A 22028-nucleotide genomic window follows, 5' to 3' on the forward strand; every position below is an offset into this window, starting at 1 on the left:
TTTTTGAACGTTTAGGCTTATGATTTGGAATTTTGGTCCATTCGATATTCGGAGGGTGATAAATTATATTTCGATTTGAAGGAATTACTAAAATGAGCTAAATCATTAAAAGCGCATTCAAAAGAAATATCGGATATAGCTCCGTTTGTAATTTTCAAAAGCTTTGCAGCCTTCTCAAGTCTTTTGTTCTTAATGTAGTAAGCCGGACTTGCATCATAAATCTTATTGAATTTACGTTTAAAGGATGTTAAGCTATTATTGGTCAGTTCCGCTAAATCTTCAACTGATAAGTTAGAAAAGAGATGCGCTTCAATTACATCTTTAAAGATAACTGTCGTTGGATTGAACAGGTTGTGGAGTATTTGGTTAACTCCAGAAGCATCAATTTTGGAAAGGATTAAAATAATCTCTTTTAATTTAAGTTCTAAAATGCCTTCTTCAGCCAGCGCAGTGTTATCAAACAAAAGTGAAATCGATTCTATGTAATGGCTAATTATTTTATTCCGATTGATATGGGTCATATCCGCCTGAATGGTTCTATTATCGGTAAACAAGAATTCTGGCGGATTATCCTTAAAAAGTTTTTTAAGTACTTCAGGGAAAAAATGAATGGCTATTAGCTTTGCTTCACCAGTAGTTTTATCTGCTATAGGTTCAAATATAAAATTGCCACACTTCATAAATATGCCACCGTCTTTTTTGGCCTCTATTCGCTCCGTTGCTGCATAGTGATTATGGCCTCCTTCTAATACATGAAGGTAGCAGGCCTCATTACTTAAATGATTGGGCCGTTTGAAAGGAGGTTTGAATTGAGCGCTCTCAAATATTTTTTCACCGTATAAACTAAGGGTGTTGTGGTTAATTAGCATTTCTTAAAAATGTTCGTTAAAGCAGTTAGTTGAACTCATCCCTCTTTTTCAGCGGGATATACAGGTTTAATACTTCATAAGCATGCTTCTAAAATTGAAAAAGCTATGTTTCTTTTAATGCCTCGTGGGCTTACCCCGAGACTTTTTACTTCACATTTATATGATAAACACTAAAGTTCAAAATCTGAGATTCGCCTTTGGATTCTACAATATTCAGCCTAATTGCCGACGCTTCAATAGCATCAAACGTATGGATAAATTTATGCCCAATACTTGAGCCTTTAAAAATGGTTTGCCATCCCATCTTGGTTTTGCCTTCCAATACAAATTTTCGTACGCGCTCTCCTTTAGAAATAGCTTCCATTAAAACGACCTGATTTATGTTTTGCGTTTTAGGAAGTTTTACGTGTATCGTTTTACCGTTTCCGGAAGTAGTGGCAATGGGACTGGAGAACCTTCTTTTAATTTCATCTCCAAATTCTTTTAGGCGCTTTACATCCGCTTCAGGCATTAATCCGTTGGCATTTGGGGTTAGTCCTAAAATAAGAGAGGTGTTGTGACCAACGCTATTGTAGTACATGTTCATCAGGTTTTCCACGGGAAAAATGTGTTCCTCATCTTCCGGTTCCCAAAACCACTCGTGGCTGCCATAGCCGCGTAGTGGAGCATCACTCATTGCATGAACGAAGTACTTCCCATCAGGGTCACCCGTTTTTAAAAGGGCAAAATTATTGGCTAGAATAGCCTCTTTGGTGGGTTCGTCTGCTCCAGAATTATTAAATGTAAATGTACCCCAGCAAGGATAAGGTACCGTACCCGATTCACTTCCGCCCCAGCGCATATCGGCGCGCTGTAGGTTGTGATAAAATAAACTGTTGGGCTGGTATTTTTCAAAAACAGAAAGCACATCCGGACCGCCTTGTTCCGGGCCATGGGCACCACCATCAAACCAGACCATTGCCCAATCGCCATAATTACTAAAGACTTCCGTTACAACGTTTTCTATCATGGAGTTATAGTGTTTTTGCCTATTTTGAGCAAATTCAGTAGTGCCATGAACTTTAAAATCATGGATACCATAAAAGGCATTCCATCGCGTACCTATATAAACTCCGGGAAGAATACCGTACTTTTCGCAAGATGCCTTAAAATCACGGAGAATATCTCCCTTTCCATCCTGCCAGTCCAAAGCTTTCATAGCATAGGGCGTTGCCTTGCTTTGGTGGAAAAAGAATCCAGTTTCATGGCTAACAGTGAATATGGCCATTTTAAATCCGGCATCTTTTATAGCTTTTACCCATTGATCTGTATCTAGTTTTTTTGGGTTGAAAATATTATAATCGTGTATTGGGGTAATCCTATTCTTTTTCTGGTTGTATGTTTTACCATCAAAGACATGCAAATCGTAATGAAAAACAGCCACCAATTCTGCATTTTGCCATTGGAGTTGGGCTTCCGTTGGTATAGGAACTTCTGTATCTTTCTGGGCAGAGACCTGACCGGTTAAAACAATAAGGAGTACTAGGTTAAAAAATATATGATACTTCATTTTTTTTATTGCTTGTTTTCAATTTCTCTAATTACTTATAAACATGTTTACACTTTTTTAAAGGATAATTCTAATATCTAAAGGAAACTCTTTTGCGCCCATTACTTAGCCCCCAATTTATACCTCATTAGATAACATTCAGCACCGTTCACTATCATAGAGATACCCCAATGAAGTCCTGCATTTGTAATAGTACGATCAATCAAATCAGGTCTAAAAACGCCCATAGCTATGGAGCGGTCTTCCACTTTTATTTCCATTTTATTACGCATAAAATCGATACCGTCAGGTGCATATTCAAAGGTACTGCTCAAGGATGCCAACGCCCCAACTCCTGTTCCCTGCTGCCAAAGCATCACTTCATGACTTCCAGATAATATGGGGTGGTCTAGTTTCGTAAAAGGCCCTTCAGGATATTTTGAAAAGGCTGTACCCATTTGTGTATGGACAGGACCACCACGTCCATCTACTCTGCCTCGTCCTTTGTAGTAGAGCCAGTATAAACCATTGCGGTACATTACGTCAGCATCATCTACCCGGTAGCTATCAAATTTATCTGGTTCGGGACTAACGTTTAATATAGGGGCATTACTTCCCCTTACAAATGGCCCATCAGGAGAACTTGATATGGCTACACCAATGGCTGTAATATCCGTAGTGGCGTTATTTACAACTTGCCCTTCTACATTGCCGGGTGTTGGTTTTACTCCTGTATAGTACAAATAGTAGCTATGGTTTGCATATAGGATATTAGGCGTAAATGTGGCCTGGGAGTCGAAGGTACCCTTGTCACCAAGGCCAAGTATCTCCCCTTGCTCTGTCCATGTGAAGCCATCATCGGTTGAAGTTGCATACCATAGAGATTCCCAATAACCCGGCGCCCTGCCATATATTTTTGTATAATATACATAATAGGTATCTCCTACTTTAATTACATCACTAGGATCCCGACGGGTGCATCCTTTTTCATAACCAATGCCCTTTATAGTATCGTATTTGAATTTTATTTTAGAAAACAATTCTTTTACAGCTGCTGTGTCCTGTCCTTTCAATGGTGAGGAAAATACGAACGCACAAAATAGGCATAGCAATAGTAGTACTTTTTCCATCTCTCGGTTATTTTAAAAATTCTTTTTTTATTGGGCTACTACTGATGAGGTCTACGTGTGACTGTCACGTCCTACAATACGGCTACAGATTACTATTAGTTTTAAGCGGTATATTGCTGCACGTAATTAGGTGTTTTATACTCTAAAGATACATGTAATGGAATTACAACTAAAAATTAGACAATAAGTTAAGCTGCGTTTTTGATATTAAACAAATTTTCTACTTCTAACGGGGTTTTGTATCCTAGCGTAGAATGTCTTCTTTTTCTATTGTACCAAATTTCTATATATCGAAAGACGTCTCTTTTAGCCTCTCTTTTTGATTTAAAATCGTATTGCTATATACTTTCCGTTTTTAATGTTTTGAAAAAAGATTCAGCGACTGCATTATCCTAACAGTTTCCCTTTCTACTCATACTTTGGATTATAGTATTCTTATTTATAATTTTTGTAAAATCACTACAGGCATATTGAACACCTCTATCTGAGTGAAATATTAAATTTTCACTTCTATTGCTAGTATACAATGCCATTTTTAATGTTTCAATACATGTTTCGACTGCTTTTATAGCAGCACGTAATGCCCAACCCATTACTTTACCGTCAAATAAATCAATTATAGGGATACCCATCCATTTTTAGTGTTATAGAGGTACTGTTCGAGACCCATACTATACCTGGTACGTCAACTGTAAAATTTCTGTTCAACAGATTAGGAGCTATAGGAGCACTATGTTTGGAATCTGTGGTTACTACCTATTTTTTCTAATCTTACTTTGTATGTTGTTATTCCTCAAGATTCTAGTAACTTTTAGGCGGGATACTTTATATCCTCTGTAACATAATTCCTCCTGTATTCGAGGGCTATCGTAAGTGCCATTACTCTGATTATTAATAGTTAGTACTTTTGGTGACAATTTATTATTTTCTTTTTCTCTATTAAAAATTAATCCTTTGCACCAGTAGTAGTAACCGCTCCTACTTACTTTTAGTACTTTATACATCTTTTCAATAGGATATTTTAATTTGTAGGTATCTATAAAACTAAAAATATCTATCCGTTCTTGGACAAGTTGCTCACTGCCTTTGCTACGATATCACGCTCTAATTCTGCAGCGCTCCATGCTTTCTTAATTCCGTAATTTACTTCTGTCTCAGTGTTAAATTAGGACGCCCATTTCCTGAAAAACTACCCGTAGAATTTGCATTAAACTCGCTACACCATCTCGATAGTAATTCTTGACGAATTCCTAAATCTATACTGGTTTCTCCTTTGCTTTTTCCTGAATTAACTAATTCAACCGTCATTTTTTTAAATGACTTTTCGTAATGCCTTCTTTCTGTTTTCATTGGGGATTAAGTTATAAGTTTAAAGCTTAACCCATTGTCCAGATAAATGTAGCACCTCCAATTTGGCTCTTTAGTCGCAAGGCACAAACAGCGATGCAAAGCAGTGGTCAAAAACCTTTGGATGGCGATGTACACGTTGGTAAATTTGAAATTAGAATCCCACAGAAAGGTAAATAAGGAAGATGTACATCTAAAAAAAAATACGCGTTGTAATCGCATTTGAGTACCGAAATGGTGCTTGCGGAAGTGGCTACGCCAAAGTCATTGAAGACTATAGCGCCAAATCGCTTCGTGCCATACTTGACATGCACATCAGCACACAAGCTCACATATTGGCTAATGGCTGGACAGGTTATAGACCGCTTGTGCAAGACTATTCTAATTTGAAGCAAACCCGATACGAAAAGTGCAGAAACTTTCCTTTGCTGCACAACCAAATCAGGAACTTTAAAAACTGGCTGCGTGGTGTACATACATACTGCGACGCAGAGAATATGGCAAACTACATCAACGAATATTTTTTCCGATTTAATCGGTGGAACCACCTAAAAAATCGAACTTTGCAGACTTATTGAAAGAATGTCTGAGCATAAACCAATGATTTTAGTTCAATTAAAGTAGCCGCAATCTAAATGGATAACCCTATTACGTTAAAGCAAGATTTGCAATATTAAACCTATGCATCAACTTACTAATTGTCCTATTTGTAACACCACGTTTTTTGCTTCTTTTATTAAAACAACGGCTCAGATGCATTCGAATAAAGAGATGTTCAATTTTGACCAATGTACTGAATGCAAATTTGTTTTTTTAAATCCCAGAGTACCGTTAGACCAACTAAAAAACTACTACACGTCTTATTATTTACCTTACAGAGGTGCAAAGTCGTGGGGTAAGTTTGAACAATTGGTAGAGAGGAGCCAGCGAAAGTTAGATTTGAGGCGTGTGAAGCGGGTAAAGGAGACGCATACCCTAACATCGTCATCTTTGATTTTGGATGTTGGTTGTGGCAAGCCTAGCTTTTTAAAGGCTTGTCAGCAAGAGTTGAATTGCCTAAACATGGGTATCGACTTTACTGATGAGGGGTGGAAAAATCAATCCGATGATTACGCAGAACTCGATTTACAAGTATCAGAAATTAAAGACCTACCAAGCAGCTTGCAGCCTGATGTCATTACCATGTGGCATTATTTAGAGCATGATTACAGTACGCTGGAAAACCTTACTTATTTAAAATCTATTTCCAAACCCTGTACATCGCTCATCATTGAAATTCCTAATTTCGATTCTGCCAGTAGAAAAAAATATGGTAAAAACTGGGCAGGTTGGCATACGCCCCGCCATATTTCATTGTTCTCCCCGCATAATGTAGAGCTATTACTTCAAAAAAGTGGTTGGAAAGTTTCTAAACTACTTACCTATGGTACCATGGATTCCTATTTGCTTTACTGGATGAGTGATATGGAAGAGAAAGGAATCAAATGGGATAAAAATATGGAGGATGAGTTTTGGGAATTCGTGCTTGGAATGGTACTATTTATCCCAAAAAAATGGATGGAGAAAAGATCTTCTCTCGGAATTATGACGGTAATTGCAACGCCACAGTAGCTACTTTTAAAAGATTAAAAGGGTTCTAACTTCAAAATTACCAGCGCAAACTTCCCTTACTAGCTATATTCAGAACTAACGATTTAGCGGTGTTGGTGTCCTGTTATACTGCGGGGACTCCTAGGGCCGGAGATGTAAACCCTATTTTTTCGTTCCTTGTAGCGAACGTGAAGGAGTTTAAAATGTAACATAAATATTTATAAAATCAACTTTTTATCCTGTTCATCCATGGGTAAAAAGTTGATGTCCAAATAACCTCCGCTGGCGTTATCATCAGCAACTATTTGAGGCTTCCCTTTAATCATTTCAATAGAGTTTCGATGGACATGTCCTGCAAAAATACCCAATAAGTTTGGGGCATTAAAAACGTTCTTGTGAAAATCAAGTGTTGTTTGTGTATGACCACTTTCTGGCCATTTAGGACGTCTTTCTAATTTAAAATTACCATCTGTGGCGGCTCCCCAATTTGGATTTCCACAACCAAATGAAATCTTCTTCCCAGGCGCATACATTGGAATATGAACTAATAAAACCAGTGGTATTCCACTATTAACTTGTGCTATGAAAAAGGCTAATTGCGCCTCATTAATTTGGTAGGTAGAATTATCAATAGCCAAAAATCTGACGCCTTTAATCTCATAAGCCGCCATCAAAGGATGATTGCCTTGATACAAGGGCAGTAATCGCTTTTCAATCCACGTATCACGTAAAGACTCCAGCGTACCTTCCATCCCTTCATAATGCCAATCGTGATTTCCTGCTGTATAAATGTACGGAATACCGGTCTCCTTCAATTTCGATTGCACCCACTCTATTGCTGCTTCAGACGGAAAACTAAAAATATCACCAATCAATGTAATCACGTCAGCATGTACTTCTTTTGCAAATACGAGTGCTTGTTCAAAGGCTTCCTCTGGATTCGTTTCTAATCGTGTTTGAAAATGTGTAGTTTGGTGATAAGCATTTGCCATTCGCTTACTGTACGCTTGGTAAGGAATTCCTCTTTCATCATCTTTAAACAAATGCGTATCGGTAATATGAACTACCTTTATTTTCTCTTCAATTACCTCAGCATAAAAGAACACTTTTTCCTGATCTAGGGTAGCGCATACCTTAACAGGCTCCTTTATTTTCTTGTTCGTTGTTTTTGAAAAAGAACTCGTTGTGAGCCCAAGCCCCATTAGGGCGGTCGTAGTTTTATTAAAAAATAATCGACGTTTCATTCAGTGTGGTTATTTTAATAACAATTATTAGATGTCTCTATTTTTCATAAGCACAACGTGTTAGTAAATGCTTAGTTGCGCAGTAAAGTAACAAATTGATCACTTAAAAACCGAATAGAAAATCCGCGAGGATTTTTGTATGTATGCTAGAACTAGTAATTGAGTAAATAAGGTGTTGTACTTTCGTTATTTTTCAATTTCTTTATCAATCCATTCAATTGTTGACTCAACCTCATTCAATATTTGAATAAGGTTTTCTTTTAGCCCAGTATTATTAAAAGCGGCCAATGTAAATCCATTTTTTATTACTCTATTTTTTAACGCAACCGCAACATCTTCTTCGGATAATTCTATTTCAATAGTTGGATTAGACCAAACTTTGATTCCGTCTCCAAAATCTATAATTCCAGAAAATGGATTGTATAGGTAAAAAACATAATCGTCATACATATGCTTTCTAACTGAAAACAGTTCTTCATAGGATGCATTAATGTCAAGAAGTGAATTTCTAATATCTACATTCTTAATTATGGATACATTCCCCGAATTAATTAATTCTGTAAATGCAATATTTCTTGGATAATGAGCTTCCCAATAAAGCACATTTGTCCAATGCGAATAATAATCTGACAGCTGATTTATTTTAATATCTCCGTAATAGCTCGCCATTATTTCTGCTGATGCCGCCTTACTTGTTCTTCTCTCAATAATGTTATTTAATCCAACTCTATCCTTTTTCAGGTCTTGAAGAACATTTTCAAGAATTATTAGTTCTTGTTGTTTATTTTTTTTGTTTTCATTCCAATTATTAATTTGAAGTGCAATCAAAATTCCAACAACGACAAGGACAGTTTCACCAATCGCATATTTAAGGTACTTTCCTGTCTTATTTTGTTCCATAAGGCTGTATCGTGTTTTTCTAAAGAATTTTATCATAGTTACTTCCCGAGAAAGCGGAAATCCTTTTGGTTATTGGTTGGTCAGAATGTCACGTCTTAAAAATACGGCTACAGATTAATATTAGGTGTTTTATACGCTAAAGATAAATGTAATCGTTTAGTGTTGTACCGTTTGATTGCATTTTTGATCGCCTTTTTAGCGTGTACTGGCCAAGTAAAGGTCTGGTCGAGATAAAACTTGTCTTTAGGAATCCCATTCACTCGCGCTACAATGGTGTTTTAATAGCAATGATTCTCTTCAATTATGCTGATTTCTATTTTCTTTCTTTTCTGAAACTTGGGTTTAAATAGTACTACAATACGGCATCCCCCGATTTGAGTGATGCAGTAATCCTTTAGTGTTTTGGCCTTATATATAGCCTTATTTAAGGCGCTTACACAGCCATTTAGTGCTAGGCTATTCCTACAATTTTCCTTAAATACATATCTATCATAAGGGCTAGGTAACAGAATCTAGTACTGGTTCTGAATTAGGTATTATCGGATGCCGAAACTTTATTAGGTCAGTTGACCTTTGAATTGGTGACCTCTCCTATTTAATTATTTACAACTCGTTATACGTGTATAATACATCAAAATACATCTAATTTGGGTTGTAAACGTGTATCGGCACACCGATGACAGTCCACAATTGCTATAATTAAATAAAAACCCCTGTTCATTAATGCGTTTTTATCACAGTAGGTTAGTGTGAGCGGCGCAGTGGTGGTTATAAAACCGTCACCCGGCTACTCGATTGTGCGTTCGTTATTTATTTTCGAGTCTTTTAATTTCTTCTTCCAAGTCTTTAGATAGTGCTATTACTTTTAACTTTGTTTCTTCAATAGGCTTTTCAATTAACCAGCCAATCTGATGCTTTTGGGTCCTAATAAAGTATAAATATTTCTGATCTGTTCTTAAGCGTTCAAAATCTATAGGAATCATTTCTCCTTGCACTCTTGAATCTCTATAATCGCCATTCAAGTAATCTTTAAATCGCGTATTAAATAAATTTTGGCTCGCGTCATAAAGAAATTTCTTGTAGTCATTTTCAAAATTATTTATCCATTCATCATCATCTTCATATACGCTAACTATTATTTTTCTAATATCCTTATTTGAAATCAGGGATACTCCAAGCGATTTTAGGTTTTCAAAAACATTGTTGTCTAAATCTGAATCACCATAAAATCGAGTAGATGTAAAGAAATGTTGCGCTAGCGAATCATTGTATGAGGGGTTGTTTTCAAGATGATAAATAATAATTTCAATCGAATTTTTTGCAGCTCCATAAAATGCCAGACTTTCGTCAAACTGATTTATATCCTCTTTAAATTGAGTTTGGAAGGTTTTAAGAACTTCAATTTCCTTTTTAACTAAAAGTTTTTTTTGGTTCCAATTATTAATCTGAAGCGCAATCAATATTCCAATAACGACTAACACGATTTCACCAATGGCGTATTTTAAATACGTACCAGTTTTGTTTTTCTCCAAAAGCTCGTATCGTATTTTTCTAAAGAATTTTATCATGAAGAGGTTGTTAGTGTTTCTAAAGATACAGTACTTCTGAGTCTTAACTTAAAAGTATCTTTCGAAGTAAAAATACTTGGTTTAATGTTGCTTGTTCGTTTTGCTAGTTTTCGTCGCTCTGGATTTTGAAGATCACCTGTTTTTAATTATTTACGTTGTTCGTGTTTTGTGTCTATTGTGCTGCTTCTATTGCTTTTAAACATCCTTACTACTTATTCAAAAGGGTTATTTATCATTAAAAAAGTCTACCAAGTTTGAATGTCAATATATAATACAGCATAGCTGTTGTAGCCAATAAATGAATGCCAAAACCAATATAATTTATGACACTTACATAGGTTTTATCATGAAACCCTCTAATGGCGTAAACGGCGAATATTAAAATACAAGCCTCCAGACATAGCACAAGTAATTCTCTAAATTCGAAGTTATGTTGTTTTTTATTCAAGCTATTGATTGCCCAAAAAGTTACTATACCTATCACAATAACCGAATTTAAATATGAAATTCATAATGTTGTTTTTTGCATTATATATCCAATGGTAATCGCTGCTAAATGGCACATCAAGATAATAATCAGTGCTATGCTTACTTTTGTATCATTCATAACTATTCATCGGTATTTTAATTTTGTTACGAGTGCCGGTAACGTAATGTGTATGGTTCGTTGCATGGTTAAGCAACTAAATTAATAAGCCAATAGGGACTAGTGTAAAATTCTTTCAGAATTTTACAGATAAGCACTAGCCAAAGTAATTAAGGATACACCGCTGTGTGCCCAGCAAGACCATCTTTAACTACAGAAAAGTAGTTATTTTATTTAGAGGGTGCAAGCCCCTTATGTGCTGGAGTAAGGTGTAGAAGCATTCGTAAGTCTCAAGGGTGGCAACTGCGAAGTTGCATCGGAAGAAAGCGAGCCTACAAAAATCGGTACTGACAAAAGGGAATTCTAAACAGCCGCATATTTATCTGGGTAAGCAAACACATTGTGGTAAGGCCCTATCCATACCAAAAGGGTACCCATGTAGCTACGGCAGTAATTGAGCGAAAGAAGATGCTCTTACCTGTGGGGGTCTCTACAACTAGGAGTTGTTTAGGTATCGAAGTTAGCAGAGGTCATAGTACCCATGGGAAACGAGGAGTAATAAACGGCATAGGTCTCACAAGTGGGGAAGGACTCAACCTAATGCGCTTCAAAATTCGCATGAGCACTAGGGATAGCCTATGCAGTACCACAGGAGAATAGCGCTTTGGTGTGAGAGGTGCACTTCGTCATTTGATGGCGAAGCCATCCACTCGATTAGCCTTTGTTTCTTCTATTCATTAAATTCAGTCAGCGGAATGACAACAGGATTAAATTCAATTCCTAAATCTTTTTTTGCAGCATCGTTTTTATAAATAATGTGAGCCTTTCCATTCGGGTTTTCATTATTCAGCATTTTGGTAATATCAGAAACTTTCCAACTTTCGCTGGTTAACAAGTAATTTTTTCCGTGTAAGCCTTTTTTGATGCAAGCACTATAGACTCCGTCCGCTACGTCTTTGACATCGACCAAGGCAAATTCTATGTCATTATCATAAAACATTTGTATAAATGGATTGGGAGCTATTTTATTCTTAAATAAGAACTGTAAACCTGAAGAAGTTGAATCTTCTCTATTGGATAAGGATTTTCCCATTACTCCAGTAGGCGAAACAGTTGTTATTTCAAAATCAATATTCGGATGTTCGTTTATAAACTTTTCTACGGTCTGGTTTGCAATAAATTTAGCTTGTGCATAAGGATGACCCTCTTCACTCATAAATGGAGTATCATTTTCGTCCACTGAATCGTGAGGACTCTTATTGCCAGGAGGCAATGGGAAATTTGTGTTGAATGCTGCAACAGATGCAATAAAAACTACTTTTTCAATCGTAGGTGTTTCATTAATTACTTCAATAAAGTTTTCTGTTCCTTTAATTGTTGGGTCAAACAATTCAGTTTTCGGGTCTTTAACATCTAATTGAAAAGGCGTTCCACCGTGAACAACGATATCACATCCTTTAATGAATTCTTTTAGCTGACTTTTGTTTTCTACTTTAAGAGGAAGAATTTCAAGATTTTCTGCATGCGGTAATTCTTTCAAATGGCTGTATTTTTCCGTTTTTAAAATGTCGGTAGCAGATACTCTGACCTTAAATCCTTCTTGTAAAAATTTCTTTGTAATATGACTTCCAATAAAGCCTGAACCACCAATAATTCCAACTGTTTTCATATTTTATTTTTTATTATTAGTTATATTTTTCTAAATAAAGGCTAACGGTTAGTATATGAAAAGTAGGCGATTTCGAAGCACGAAAATTTCGGTTAAACATAAAATTTTTACACGAGCCAGAAACCTTGAATTTAGCACAATTTCGCCTATTTTTTATATACATTGTGTGTGCCCAGCATGGGCATCTTTTCAACTACAGAAAAGTAGTTAATTAAACTATAGGGTGCAAGTCCCTTGTGGTTAAGGTTTTATAGGAATAAAGCGAGCGTACAAAGCTCGGTTCTGACGAACAGAAACCGTATACGAGGCATAAATGCACGGGTGAGCAAGCACATCATGGGAACACCCATAGAACACCAAAAGTGCATCTATGTAGCTAAGGCAGTAATTGAGTGAAAGAAGATGTCATTACCTGGGGAGGTCTCTACAACTAGGCGTTGGTTATGTAGCCAAGCTAGCAAAGTCATCGTAGGCACAGGGAATGCACTAGGGGTAGCCTATGCCTAAAATAGTAGCTAGTGCCATGGGTGAAAAGCTTTGGTCTGCTAATTTACGAACCGCCGTATGTGCTGGTGTGCTTGTAAAAGAGAAAGCATGTAGCGAAGTTTTCGTACGTACTTTGGTTTGAGGGGCGCACCTTGGGCTTTAAAGTTCACGGCCGTCTACTCAATTAGCGATATGTCTATTTTCATATAATTATTCTCCAATGTCGGCTCCTAATAAATATTTCTGAATCTTAAAGACGATGAACTGAGAAGAGGTCAATCATCTCATCTCTACCTCTCAACTCGAAAGAACCTTTGGCTTGAACTTCATACTTTTTTTCCAGATCCAAGACGGCTTCCAGCGTTTGTGAAATGAGTAGATCTGCACCCACTTCATTACATTGACTTTGTATGCGTGCGGTGGTATTTAGCACATCCCCTGTAAAAAGAATTTCCTTCTTGATTACACCAACTGACCCAGCTGTTACTTGTCCGGAGTGAATTCCTGCTTTAAATCTTGGAACAACTCCAAACTTTTGTTGGTAAAACGAGGAATGTTTTCCCATTTGATGCTTGATTAAGAAAAAACAGCGAACGCAATTGTTGTCTTTGATTCCTTTTTTATAACCCCAAGACACAACAATTTCGTCACCAACATATTGATATATTTCACCTTCAGTCGATACGATTGCACTTGTCATGTCTCGATAATAATCGTTGAGCAACTGATAGTATTGTTTATGTCCAATTTTCTCTGCGATGGTGGTTGAAGATTTCATGTCCAGAAACATAAATGCACGATGCTCTACTTTAGATTTAGAATATTTGCCTGTAAAAAAATTAGTAATCGCCCTTAAGCCAATGTAATCCACCATTTCTGAATAAAAAAGACTTATTCCTATAAAAACGAAGGTGTAGCTCAGAGCGGTTAAAAAAGAAAAACTGACTGTGAAATTTACAATAGTACGAATCACATCCGAATCTGATGGGGTAAGATTCATTCTCCAAATATTTAGAAGTAAACTAGAAATGATCGCTATGGCAAAAATAATTACCATGTAAAAAATGGTCTTCAGAATCAGCTTAATCAAGAAGGGTTTTTTTTGCAGCAAGTTTTTGAAGATGTATTCCTCCAGAACACCAAAGATGAGCCCCAAAATAAAAGATTGAAACAACACTGTATTCACAGAGACCCAGAAATTGTAATAGTTGCCTGTCTCAGGGTAATGGTCAATATTACCCAAAGTGCTTCGTTCTATGAAAATATATAGCAAACCACCAAACAGGAAGAAAATAATATGTGGTATGATTTTTTTTACGAGCCTTACTCTTTTAGGTGACAGCATATTATTGGTTCATTTAATAACAAGTTTCTGTGTGAATGAAAAAAATAATTATATCAAAAGTAGTATCAAAATAGGACAACAGATTAGCTATTCAGTCAAATATAAAGCGGAGTAAGTTCAGGAGTTTCTCTTTTTTGCAGGAAGAAAATCGATTGTAAACTCTGTTTCAGTTAACATACGCTAGTTGTCGCTAAGGTGATGTGTATGGCTAGTTGCGTGGTTAAGCAACGAAAATAATAAACAAATACGGACTAGAGAATGTTCCGAAGTAATATTCCAGATAAGCACTAGCCAAAGCAATTAAGTATACACCGTGTGTGTGCCCAGTATGGGTATTTTTACCATACCTAAGATATGGTATTAAGCTAGAGGGTGTAAGTCCCTTATGCGCTGGAGTAAGGTCTGGTAGCAGTAGTAAGCTGCAAGGGTGAAAACCTTAAGGTTTAGACTAAAGATTATTTGTGATTGATGTTACAAGCTAGGTGAAGGGCAACCTAGTAGTTCTTATAGTATACAGGCACCTACATTAACCAAAGCAGCAATAGGTATGGTCTGCTATCAGGAAACGCATGCGCTTACTTTTTTAAGGGCAGGAGTATCTTTGTACTTGCCGCCACAGCATCTATCTTACTGCGGGAATAATACACCGGAAAATACTGGTCTTTTGCCCAAGGCTCAAAGAGATTGTTATAAAACGGACTATCTGGATTACCGGATTGTCCGGGGCCGTTGGTGCCTACAGCGGCATCCCAATCGCCCGTATTCACAATCATACGAAAAGAAGCGCCACTGCTTTGTCTTAGGTTACCGCCTGTAGAACCTGGGGTATAGGCATTACCACCTCTAGGAAGCGGCCCTAGGTCTAGTTTGGCTCTGGTTTCGGCATTTACGGCGTCACTCAGCGCATGTTCCATATAGGTATGCTTGTTATCCGCTTGTCCGTACTGCCATTGGGTCATATCTGCCCCTAGGTTTTTTTCTAAGTCGGCCACCGCACTGGTAAAGGCATTGTTTAAAAATATATTTCTATCTAAAATTGGGTTTGCTCCAAAACGGGCATCGGGCGCTGCAATCCAATCCATGATGCGCTTCATTTGAATTCCGGGCACCAATCCTTTTCCGGCTTCGGGAATAAAGCGCTCGTTGGCCAGTGCCTTAATTTGATTCTCCCAAGCTACATAAATGGCTGCGGGGATGGAATTGGCTTCCAGCCTGTAGTCCCAATTCGTTAGTGCCGTTTGAGCCGCTGCCGCTTTATCTGTAAAAACAAGGGGCTCCAACATGGGGACTAAAATCCTTGCAGGAATGGAGAGGTAATCGGTTTGTAGGGCTTTCATGTCTTCCATGGTCATCTTTTTATTGGCCCCTAGGACTTCGTTCACCCGGTTGCCACGATAGGGGTCTGACCAGGAGAAACCAACGGCGTCCCAATGGGTATAGTCTTCCGGCGTTACATTTTGGTTTGCCGTAGCCAAGAACCCTGCTGCAGGATTAAAAGCGTGTGGTTTTTCTATAATAGGTAAATAGCCGTCCCACTCATACCGCCCATCCCCAGGCACGGGAACAAGCCCACTAAAATTTTTACGTATAGGTGCAATGCCCACCGCTTGCCAGCCAATGTTTCCTTTTTTATCGGCCCACATCATATTCTCTCCGGGGATATGGCTGTAGTTACACGCTTCCCTAAATTCTTCCCAGGTTTTGGCTTGATCCATACGTAAAGACGCGAGATAGGGTGAACCTCCGGGTTCTAGCCAAGCACAACGCACGGCATAGGCTACATTGTTGTCGGTATCAATTAAGGTAACAGGGCCGTGGAGGGTATAGGAGAGCTGTACGGTATGGTCTTCTTGGCCTTTTATTTTTATGGTTTCCGAAACCTGTACCATGTCTACCCAAGCGCCCTTATGCTTGTATTGATTGGGATTGTCCGGATTCAATTCATAGACATACAGGTCTTCGCCATCGGTTCTATACACGGTAAGTCCCCAAGAGCCATATTCATTATGGCCGATAGAGATGCCCGGGATTTCGGGTTCCCCACCGCCAATCACATTCCAGCCGGGTGCTACTAAATGGGTCATGTAACGCAAAGAAGGCACAGCAATGGTTCTATGTGGGTCATTGGCCATATAGGTATTGCCATCTGCCATAAGCTCGCCTTTTACCACCCAGTTATTGCTACCAATGGCTAGGGAGTCGTTCTTGCCTTCATACAGGGATAAGACCCCTGCTTCTGCTACGGTGTTTTGATATGCCGGAACAATATCTTCTTTTTGAAATTTGACGGTGGTTCTATAGGCGTTGTACAGCTCCAAAATAGCATCGGATAACAAATCTGTTTTGATGCTCGGGTCTATGGAAAGGTCCGGGTCTTTTGGATGCAACCAATACAAATCCTTCACCGTTTCAGCACCTAGTTTTGCTACAGCGCGCCCTATTTGTAATTCTTGGGCTATATTTCCAAGCAGGCCCTGATGTCTTGAAATAACGACCTCTGGTGTCCATTTCTGGGGTGCTAGATTTAGTAGTTTGAATTCGATAGGGAGGAGCTCCGGCGTTTTTAAAATATGGTCTATGTAGGCATTTACACCGTTGGTATAGGCTGTAATAATTTCAACACCTTCCTCGTGATAGTGATTCATTTCTGTCTTCATATCACCTCTATATTTAAAGAGTCGGGTTCCAATATCCCTTTTGAGTTCGCGCGCTCCTAGTATTTCGGCTACGGTTCCTGTTGCTTGTCTGCGCCAGATCTCGAACTGAAAGAGGCGGTCTTCGGCAGCGGCATAGCCTTGGGCAAAGAAAAGATCGTGCTGATTTTTAGCATAAATATGATTAATGCCCCATTGGTCGCGAACAACTTCTACGGGCGCTTGTAGCCCCGCTAGCGTTAGTTCATCCGATGCAGTGGTTTGTGATTCTTTACAGGAAAATGTAAGGGCTAGTAAGCTTAGGAAGAATAGTGGTCTCATCATTATTGGTATGTGTTGTCATTAAAATCACCTGGGGCAATCGGACTTTTTGGTTCGTTGGAGGGTACGTTAAAAAGGGCTCCCTTTTCGCCCGTGTGGTTTCCTTTAAAATTACCCTTTTATATTCATAATCGGGAATAGATTTTCGTTTGTTTGGTTTTTGGTGTTCTTAGGCGGAGGGGCACTTCTCTTTACCACCGCAACAACTCGTTCTCTGCTACCATAGTGGCGCCTTCTTAGGAGGGAACTAAGACGCACAAAAAAGCCCGGCATATGCCGGGCTTTCTAGACCTGATTTTAGTTTTGTTCGTTTACGCGGTTCGGTTGGAAACAAATAGGTTGCCTCGTTCTAAAACCTTTCTCTCAAAGCCATTTTACTTTTTTCCTTCGTATTTCTCTGAATACCGTTTCCAAAGCGCTGTTTGGTGTGTCTCTAAAGAAAGCATTCTACCATCGATAAAAGCATGGGTCAGTTGGTTCCCACGCATGTCTAAGGCATCGCCTTTAGATACAAATAGTGTAGCACTTTTGCCCACTTCTAAAGTCCCATAAGCATCATCGATACCTAAAATTTTAGCGTTGTTTCCGGTAATCAGTTGCAACGCTTTTTCCTTATCCAAGCCTTGCTGCCCTACTTGACCAGCATAAAAAGGTAGGTTTCTGGTTTGGAAGTTTGAGGCATCCCTGTTTTGAAGTCCCACTAATAATCCTGCATCTACCAATAATTTTGGAAGTTTGTAGGGTAGGTCATAGTCGTCATCGTCAAACTTAGGGAGGTTATGGGTAAACTGTACCAATACCGGAATATTATTTTTCTTTAAGAAGTCGGTAATCTTATACGCATGGTAGCCACCGACCAAAACGACTTCCTCGGCCCCATTCGCTTTAAGCGTGTTTACCGCATCAATAATTTCACGTTCACCATCGGCATAAACATACAGTTTTTGTGTACCATCAAAAATACCTTGCATGGCGGCAAAGGCAGGATTCACTTCTTTTGGTGTGGACTTCCCGTACGCTAACGCGTTTGCCATGAACGTAATCACGGCTTCCGTTTGTTCGGCATACGCCTTGTTAGGTTTGTAGCCTGGATCCTCTCCAGTCCACCAGCGCCCTTGCTTAAAACTATTTGGCCAATTGAGGTGTATACCGTCATCAACCTTAATCGCGGCATCTTCCCAGTTCCAAGCATCAAACTGTACGATAGAGGAGGTGCCAGATATACGGCCACCTTCTGGAGCTATCTGCCCTATAAGCACGCCGTTCGGACGCATACTTTCCACTACTTTCGATTCTGCGTTATAGGCTATTAAACTACGTACATGGGGAATAATATCACCAATTTCATCTGCGTCATCACTGGCCCTAACGGCATTGATTTCTACCAATCCTAAGGTTTTAGCAGGTGCTATAAATCCGGGGTAAATGTGTTTTCCACTGGCATTTATTACGTTTCCGGCTCTTGCAATTTTTGTATTTGCGCTACCCACAAAGGTTAATTTGCCATCCTCGAACATCACTAGGGCGTTTTCTATGACCTCCCCATTTCCTAAGTGTGCCGTAGCACCTTCAATTGCTATTGCTTCGGACTGCTTGGCAGCCGGAGTCTGTTGCGCCGTACCCGTATAGGAGAGCACCAACGCTGTAAGTATATATATGTATTTTTTCATTTTAATAATTTTATAGGTTGAACCAATTATAGGCTATCACACGTAAGCTCTCGTTTTATGCTTTGCTTTGGCGCCTGTGTTTTTTTGCCTCCTGCTTTTTCGTTCAGCATCATTTTAACCAGTTGGTTACGTTCTTTTTTGATAGCTCCTCGTTGTTTCTTATCCATTTCTAAATCAAAATACGTAACGCCTTCTATCATGGTCTTTTCTGCTTTCGTGTAGATAGACAAGGGGTGGTCTGACCATAAAACCAAATCTGCATCCTTACCCACTTTTATACTTCCCGTACGGTTATCTAAATGTAAGAGCTTAGCCGGATTGATAGTGACCATTTTCCAAGCTTCTAGTTCTGACATCCCACCATATTTAACTGTTTTGGCTGCTTCTTGATTTAACCTTCTAATCATTTCACGGTCATCACTATTAATCGCTACGGTAACCCCTTGTTTCTGCATGATGGCAGCGTTGTAGGGAATTGCATCGTTTACCTCAAACTTATACGACCACCAGTCACTAAAGGTTCCTGCACCTGCTCCATGTGCTGCCATTTTATCAGCTACTTTATAGCCTTCCAGAATATGTGTGAAGGTATTTACCTTGAAACCAAATTTCTCGGCCACTTTCATCATCATATTAATTTCGCTCTGTACATAGGAGTGACAGCTGATGAAACGTTCGCCATTAATAATTTCTGCCAATACTTCCATTTCCTCATCATAGCGGAAAGGGTCCCCATTTTTCTTTTTGGTATCGTATTCCTTAGCACGTTGGAAGTAATTCATAAACACTTGTTCCACACCCATTCGTGTTTGTGGGAAACGCGAATAACTTTCCCAGTTCGATTGCTTTACGTTCTCTCCCAAAGCGAATTTGATGAACTTGGGTGAGTTATCATAAATGAGTCCGGCTGCTTCTTCGCCCCATTTTAGTTTTAAGATAGCAGAACGCCCACCGATAGGATTTGCAGATCCATGTAGCAATTGTAAAGAGGTTACACCGCCAGCTAGCGAACGGTATATGCCCATATGCTCTGGGTCTACTACATCTTCCATTTTTACTTCGGCAGTACTGTTATGACCCGCTTCATTAACAGCAAGTGCAGCAATATGCGAATGTTCATCTATAATACCAGCAGTTAAATGTTTGCCTGTAGCATCTATGACCTTGGCTCCCCCTGCGTTGAGGTCTTTCCCTATTTTGGCTATTTTTCCGTTTTTAACCAATACATCCGTGTTTTCAATAATTCCGGCATCTTCGCTCGTCCATACCGTAGCGTTTTTAAACAATACGTTTTCCTGTTTTGGCTTGGATACGTACCCGTACCCTACATTAGGAAAGGTGACCGGCATCACAACAGGAGCATCAGCAACCGTATCTTTTTTATCTTTTTCCGCAAAGGCCGATTTTTTAACGGCCGCAAAAAAGCTTTCTGAACCATCTGGCAGTAACAGCCTTCCTGAAAGGGTATCAGCATCTTTGGTAACCGCACCTGTCATGCGATAGGTTTTTTCTCCAGCATCGGTTGCAAAGGATAATTGTAACCATTTGTCGGCATACACAAGTTTAGACGTTAATTTAACGGTGTCTTGTTTTACCGCTACTTTGGGTTTCTCAACCGCTCCCGTAATGGAAACATCAAAAGTTTGACCTTGCAATGCCAAGGTGTACTCCCCACGAATATCCTTTATATCCTTGTTATTAATGATGTTCTGCGTGCCTTGTACCCAGTTTTCGTATAGGGTGGTAGATTTTTCAAAAATATCGCCAGAGGTAATAAGGAAATTAGCGTAAGCACCCGCCTTTAAGGTTCCGATTTCACCTACTTTCCCTAGAATTTCTGCAGGAACGGTAGTTAACGCTTCCAATGCCTTGGTTTTTGAAAGTCCGTATGAAATGGACTTCATCAGGTTTTCTTTGAACTTGGATATTGATTTTAAGTCGTAGGGCGTAAGAGAGAATGCGATTCCGTTTTCTGCCAGTACTTTTGGATTGGACGGTGCTTGGTTCCAGAAGCGCATGTCCTGCAAGGACACATAACCTGCTTGGTACGGGTCAGAAACGTCGTAGGCCTCTGGGAAATCGATTGGGATAATATACTTGGCATTCGTAGCCTTGATTTCTGCAATACGCTCAAATTCGTTACCACCGCCTAAAATCGTGAATTGGATACCATTGGCATCTCCGATTTTATCGGCACGTAAGGCATGTCCCTTGTCTTTTGCCTCGAATATCTGCACCATTCCTTTGTTGGCGTTCAAGGCTTCTAGTGATCTATCTTTAGTCGTCGCGTTTCCTTTGGCGTACCAATCGGCATCGCTATACATTTGTCTCAAGAGCGCCAATGTACCCATTAAAGAAGTAGGGTAGGACTGTTTTTTCAGTACGCTTCTGTCCAAAGAAAAATAGTGTGCGGAGCGATCGTCCAGTATTCTATTGGCATCTGTTCCTTCACCATTTAGGGCAATAAGGACACCGGTTCCTCTGGCAATACCATCATGGATGTGCGAGTTGACAACGCCAAAACCAGCTTCCCGTAGTTCTTTAGCCGACTTATCATCGTAGGTAAAATGTGCTATTGCATCGTTTTCTGGCATGATATGGTCATTCCAGTAGAACCCTTCTCGTTCCGCATCATATTGAGGCGAACGTCCGCCACCCGGTTTTCGCTTTGGTTGTGCTACACCAAATTTAGAGTACACATCGATAAAGGAGGGATAAATAGATTTTCCGTCCAAATCTATCATAACGGTATTTGGCGGAATGCTAACCGAACTTCCAACGCTTACCACTTTGCCATTTTGAATCAGAAGGGTACCGGTATTGATAACCTCTGTCGGGGTAATAAAAATTTTGACATTGGTAAAGGCAGTGTAATTGTTGTTGTTGGCTTTTACGCCGTCGTTTTCAGGAAAGTAATCCTGTGCAAATAAGAATGCGCTGCACCAAAAAAGGCAAAGCGTCAACATTGTTTTTTTCATTATAAGTGAGTTTGTTTTAGTCTCTTTAAAATTACTATTTGTTGCCTTAATGTCTACCCCTTTTGGCAATTTTTAACAGGAGGATTTTTTGAAGGGCATTTCAGATTTCTGTTATTTCATGTTTAAAGTGCGAAGGCTGTTTG

Annotated in this window: 18 protein-coding genes and 1 pseudogene; 3 read left to right on the forward strand and 16 right to left on the reverse strand. The window is 39.1% G+C overall.

Annotated elements, in window-relative coordinates; genetic code table 11:
* Positions 1-17 precede the first annotated feature (17 nt).
* From Q360_RS0113795 to Q360_RS23335, 7 genes and pseudogenes are all read right to left on the reverse strand, one after another.
* On the reverse strand, positions 18-869 hold the full coding sequence (locus Q360_RS0113795; protein WP_027077622.1) for a helix-turn-helix transcriptional regulator: 852 nt from the start codon (positions 867-869) through the stop codon (positions 18-20).
* Positions 870-1014: 145 nt separating this feature from the next.
* The gene (locus Q360_RS0113800) at positions 1015-2418 is read right to left on the reverse strand and encodes an alpha-L-fucosidase (RefSeq protein WP_027077623.1); all 1404 of its coding nucleotides are present in this window, start codon (positions 2416-2418) and stop codon (positions 1015-1017) included.
* A 101-nt stretch (positions 2419-2519) separates the two neighbouring features.
* Positions 2520-3527: a family 43 glycosylhydrolase gene (locus Q360_RS23325; RefSeq protein WP_084273445.1), complete on the reverse strand. Its 1008-nt coding sequence runs from the start codon at positions 3525-3527 to the stop codon at positions 2520-2522.
* A 188-nt stretch (positions 3528-3715) separates the two neighbouring features.
* Positions 3716-3850: pseudogene (locus Q360_RS27465) on the reverse strand (IS3 family transposase); the annotation flags it as partial.
* A 69-nt stretch (positions 3851-3919) separates the two neighbouring features.
* Positions 3920-4159 carry a DDE-type integrase/transposase/recombinase gene (locus tag Q360_RS24745; RefSeq protein ID WP_051554728.1) on the reverse strand — a complete coding sequence of 80 codons (240 nt, stop codon included), beginning with the start codon at positions 4157-4159 and terminating at the stop codon, positions 3920-3922.
* A 120-nt stretch (positions 4160-4279) separates the two neighbouring features.
* Entirely contained in the window at positions 4280-4531 is a 252-nt protein-coding gene (locus tag Q360_RS27470; RefSeq protein WP_084273446.1) for an IS3 family transposase, read from the reverse strand.
* Positions 4532-4670: 139 nt separating this feature from the next.
* Complete coding sequence (locus tag Q360_RS23335; protein ID WP_156950117.1) at positions 4671-4835, reverse strand: hypothetical protein; 165 nt, start codon at positions 4833-4835, stop codon at positions 4671-4673.
* A gap of 254 nt (positions 4836-5089) precedes the next feature.
* Between Q360_RS23335 and Q360_RS27475 the strand changes: the two genes are divergently transcribed.
* Together Q360_RS27475 and Q360_RS0113825 are read left to right on the forward strand one after the other, a co-directional pair.
* A complete protein-coding gene (locus Q360_RS27475; protein ID WP_394331953.1) occupies positions 5090-5452 on the forward strand; it encodes a transposase in 363 nt (120 codons plus the stop codon).
* A 175-nt stretch (positions 5453-5627) separates the two neighbouring features.
* Positions 5628-6485, forward strand: coding sequence for a class I SAM-dependent methyltransferase (locus tag Q360_RS0113825; RefSeq protein WP_245603268.1), 858 nt, complete (start codon positions 5628-5630; stop codon positions 6483-6485).
* A 197-nt stretch (positions 6486-6682) separates the two neighbouring features.
* Here Q360_RS0113825 and Q360_RS23340 read toward each other — a convergent pair whose 3' ends face one another.
* The 4 genes from Q360_RS23340 to Q360_RS24750 form a co-directional block, all read right to left on the reverse strand.
* On the reverse strand, positions 6683-7708 hold the full coding sequence (locus Q360_RS23340; protein ID WP_036195995.1) for a metallophosphoesterase family protein: 1026 nt from the start codon (positions 7706-7708) through the stop codon (positions 6683-6685).
* 186 nt (positions 7709-7894) lie between these two features.
* Positions 7895-8608: a DUF6090 family protein gene (locus Q360_RS0113835; protein ID WP_027077627.1), complete on the reverse strand. Its 714-nt coding sequence runs from the start codon at positions 8606-8608 to the stop codon at positions 7895-7897.
* Between the two features lie 107 nt (positions 8609-8715).
* Positions 8716-8880: an integrase core domain-containing protein gene (locus tag Q360_RS27480; protein WP_156950121.1), complete on the reverse strand. Its 165-nt coding sequence runs from the start codon at positions 8878-8880 to the stop codon at positions 8716-8718.
* A 534-nt stretch (positions 8881-9414) separates the two neighbouring features.
* Positions 9415-10176, reverse strand: a complete 762-nt coding sequence (locus tag Q360_RS24750) for a DUF6090 family protein (RefSeq protein ID WP_051554730.1) — start codon at positions 10174-10176, stop codon at positions 9415-9417.
* Positions 10177-11164: 988 nt separating this feature from the next.
* Here Q360_RS24750 and Q360_RS25880 point away from each other — a divergent pair.
* On the forward strand, positions 11165-11422 hold the full coding sequence (locus Q360_RS25880; RefSeq protein ID WP_156950118.1) for a hypothetical protein: 258 nt from the start codon (positions 11165-11167) through the stop codon (positions 11420-11422).
* Between the two features lie 70 nt (positions 11423-11492).
* On the opposite strand, the gene Q360_RS0113845 is transcribed toward Q360_RS25880, so the two are convergent.
* The 5 genes from Q360_RS0113845 to Q360_RS0113870 form a co-directional block, all read right to left on the reverse strand.
* The gene (locus Q360_RS0113845; protein WP_027077628.1) at positions 11493-12431 is read right to left on the reverse strand and encodes an NAD-dependent epimerase/dehydratase family protein; all 939 of its coding nucleotides are present in this window, start codon (positions 12429-12431) and stop codon (positions 11493-11495) included.
* Between the two features lie 736 nt (positions 12432-13167).
* Entirely contained in the window at positions 13168-14160 is a 993-nt protein-coding gene (locus Q360_RS0113855; RefSeq protein ID WP_169734654.1) for an adenylate/guanylate cyclase domain-containing protein, read from the reverse strand.
* Positions 14161-14837: 677 nt separating this feature from the next.
* Entirely contained in the window at positions 14838-17240 is a 2403-nt protein-coding gene (locus Q360_RS0113860; RefSeq protein WP_156950119.1) for a penicillin acylase family protein, read from the reverse strand.
* 371 nt (positions 17241-17611) lie between these two features.
* On the reverse strand, positions 17612-18907 hold the full coding sequence (locus Q360_RS0113865; protein ID WP_027077631.1) for an amidohydrolase family protein: 1296 nt from the start codon (positions 18905-18907) through the stop codon (positions 17612-17614).
* Between the two features lie 26 nt (positions 18908-18933).
* Positions 18934-21885: an amidohydrolase family protein gene (locus Q360_RS0113870; RefSeq protein ID WP_027077632.1), complete on the reverse strand. Its 2952-nt coding sequence runs from the start codon at positions 21883-21885 to the stop codon at positions 18934-18936.
* Between the last annotated feature and the right edge of the window lie 143 nt (positions 21886-22028).

The sequence above is a fragment of the Maribacter antarcticus DSM 21422 genome (assembly GCF_000621125.1).
Classification (GTDB): domain Bacteria; phylum Bacteroidota; class Bacteroidia; order Flavobacteriales; family Flavobacteriaceae; genus Maribacter; species Maribacter antarcticus.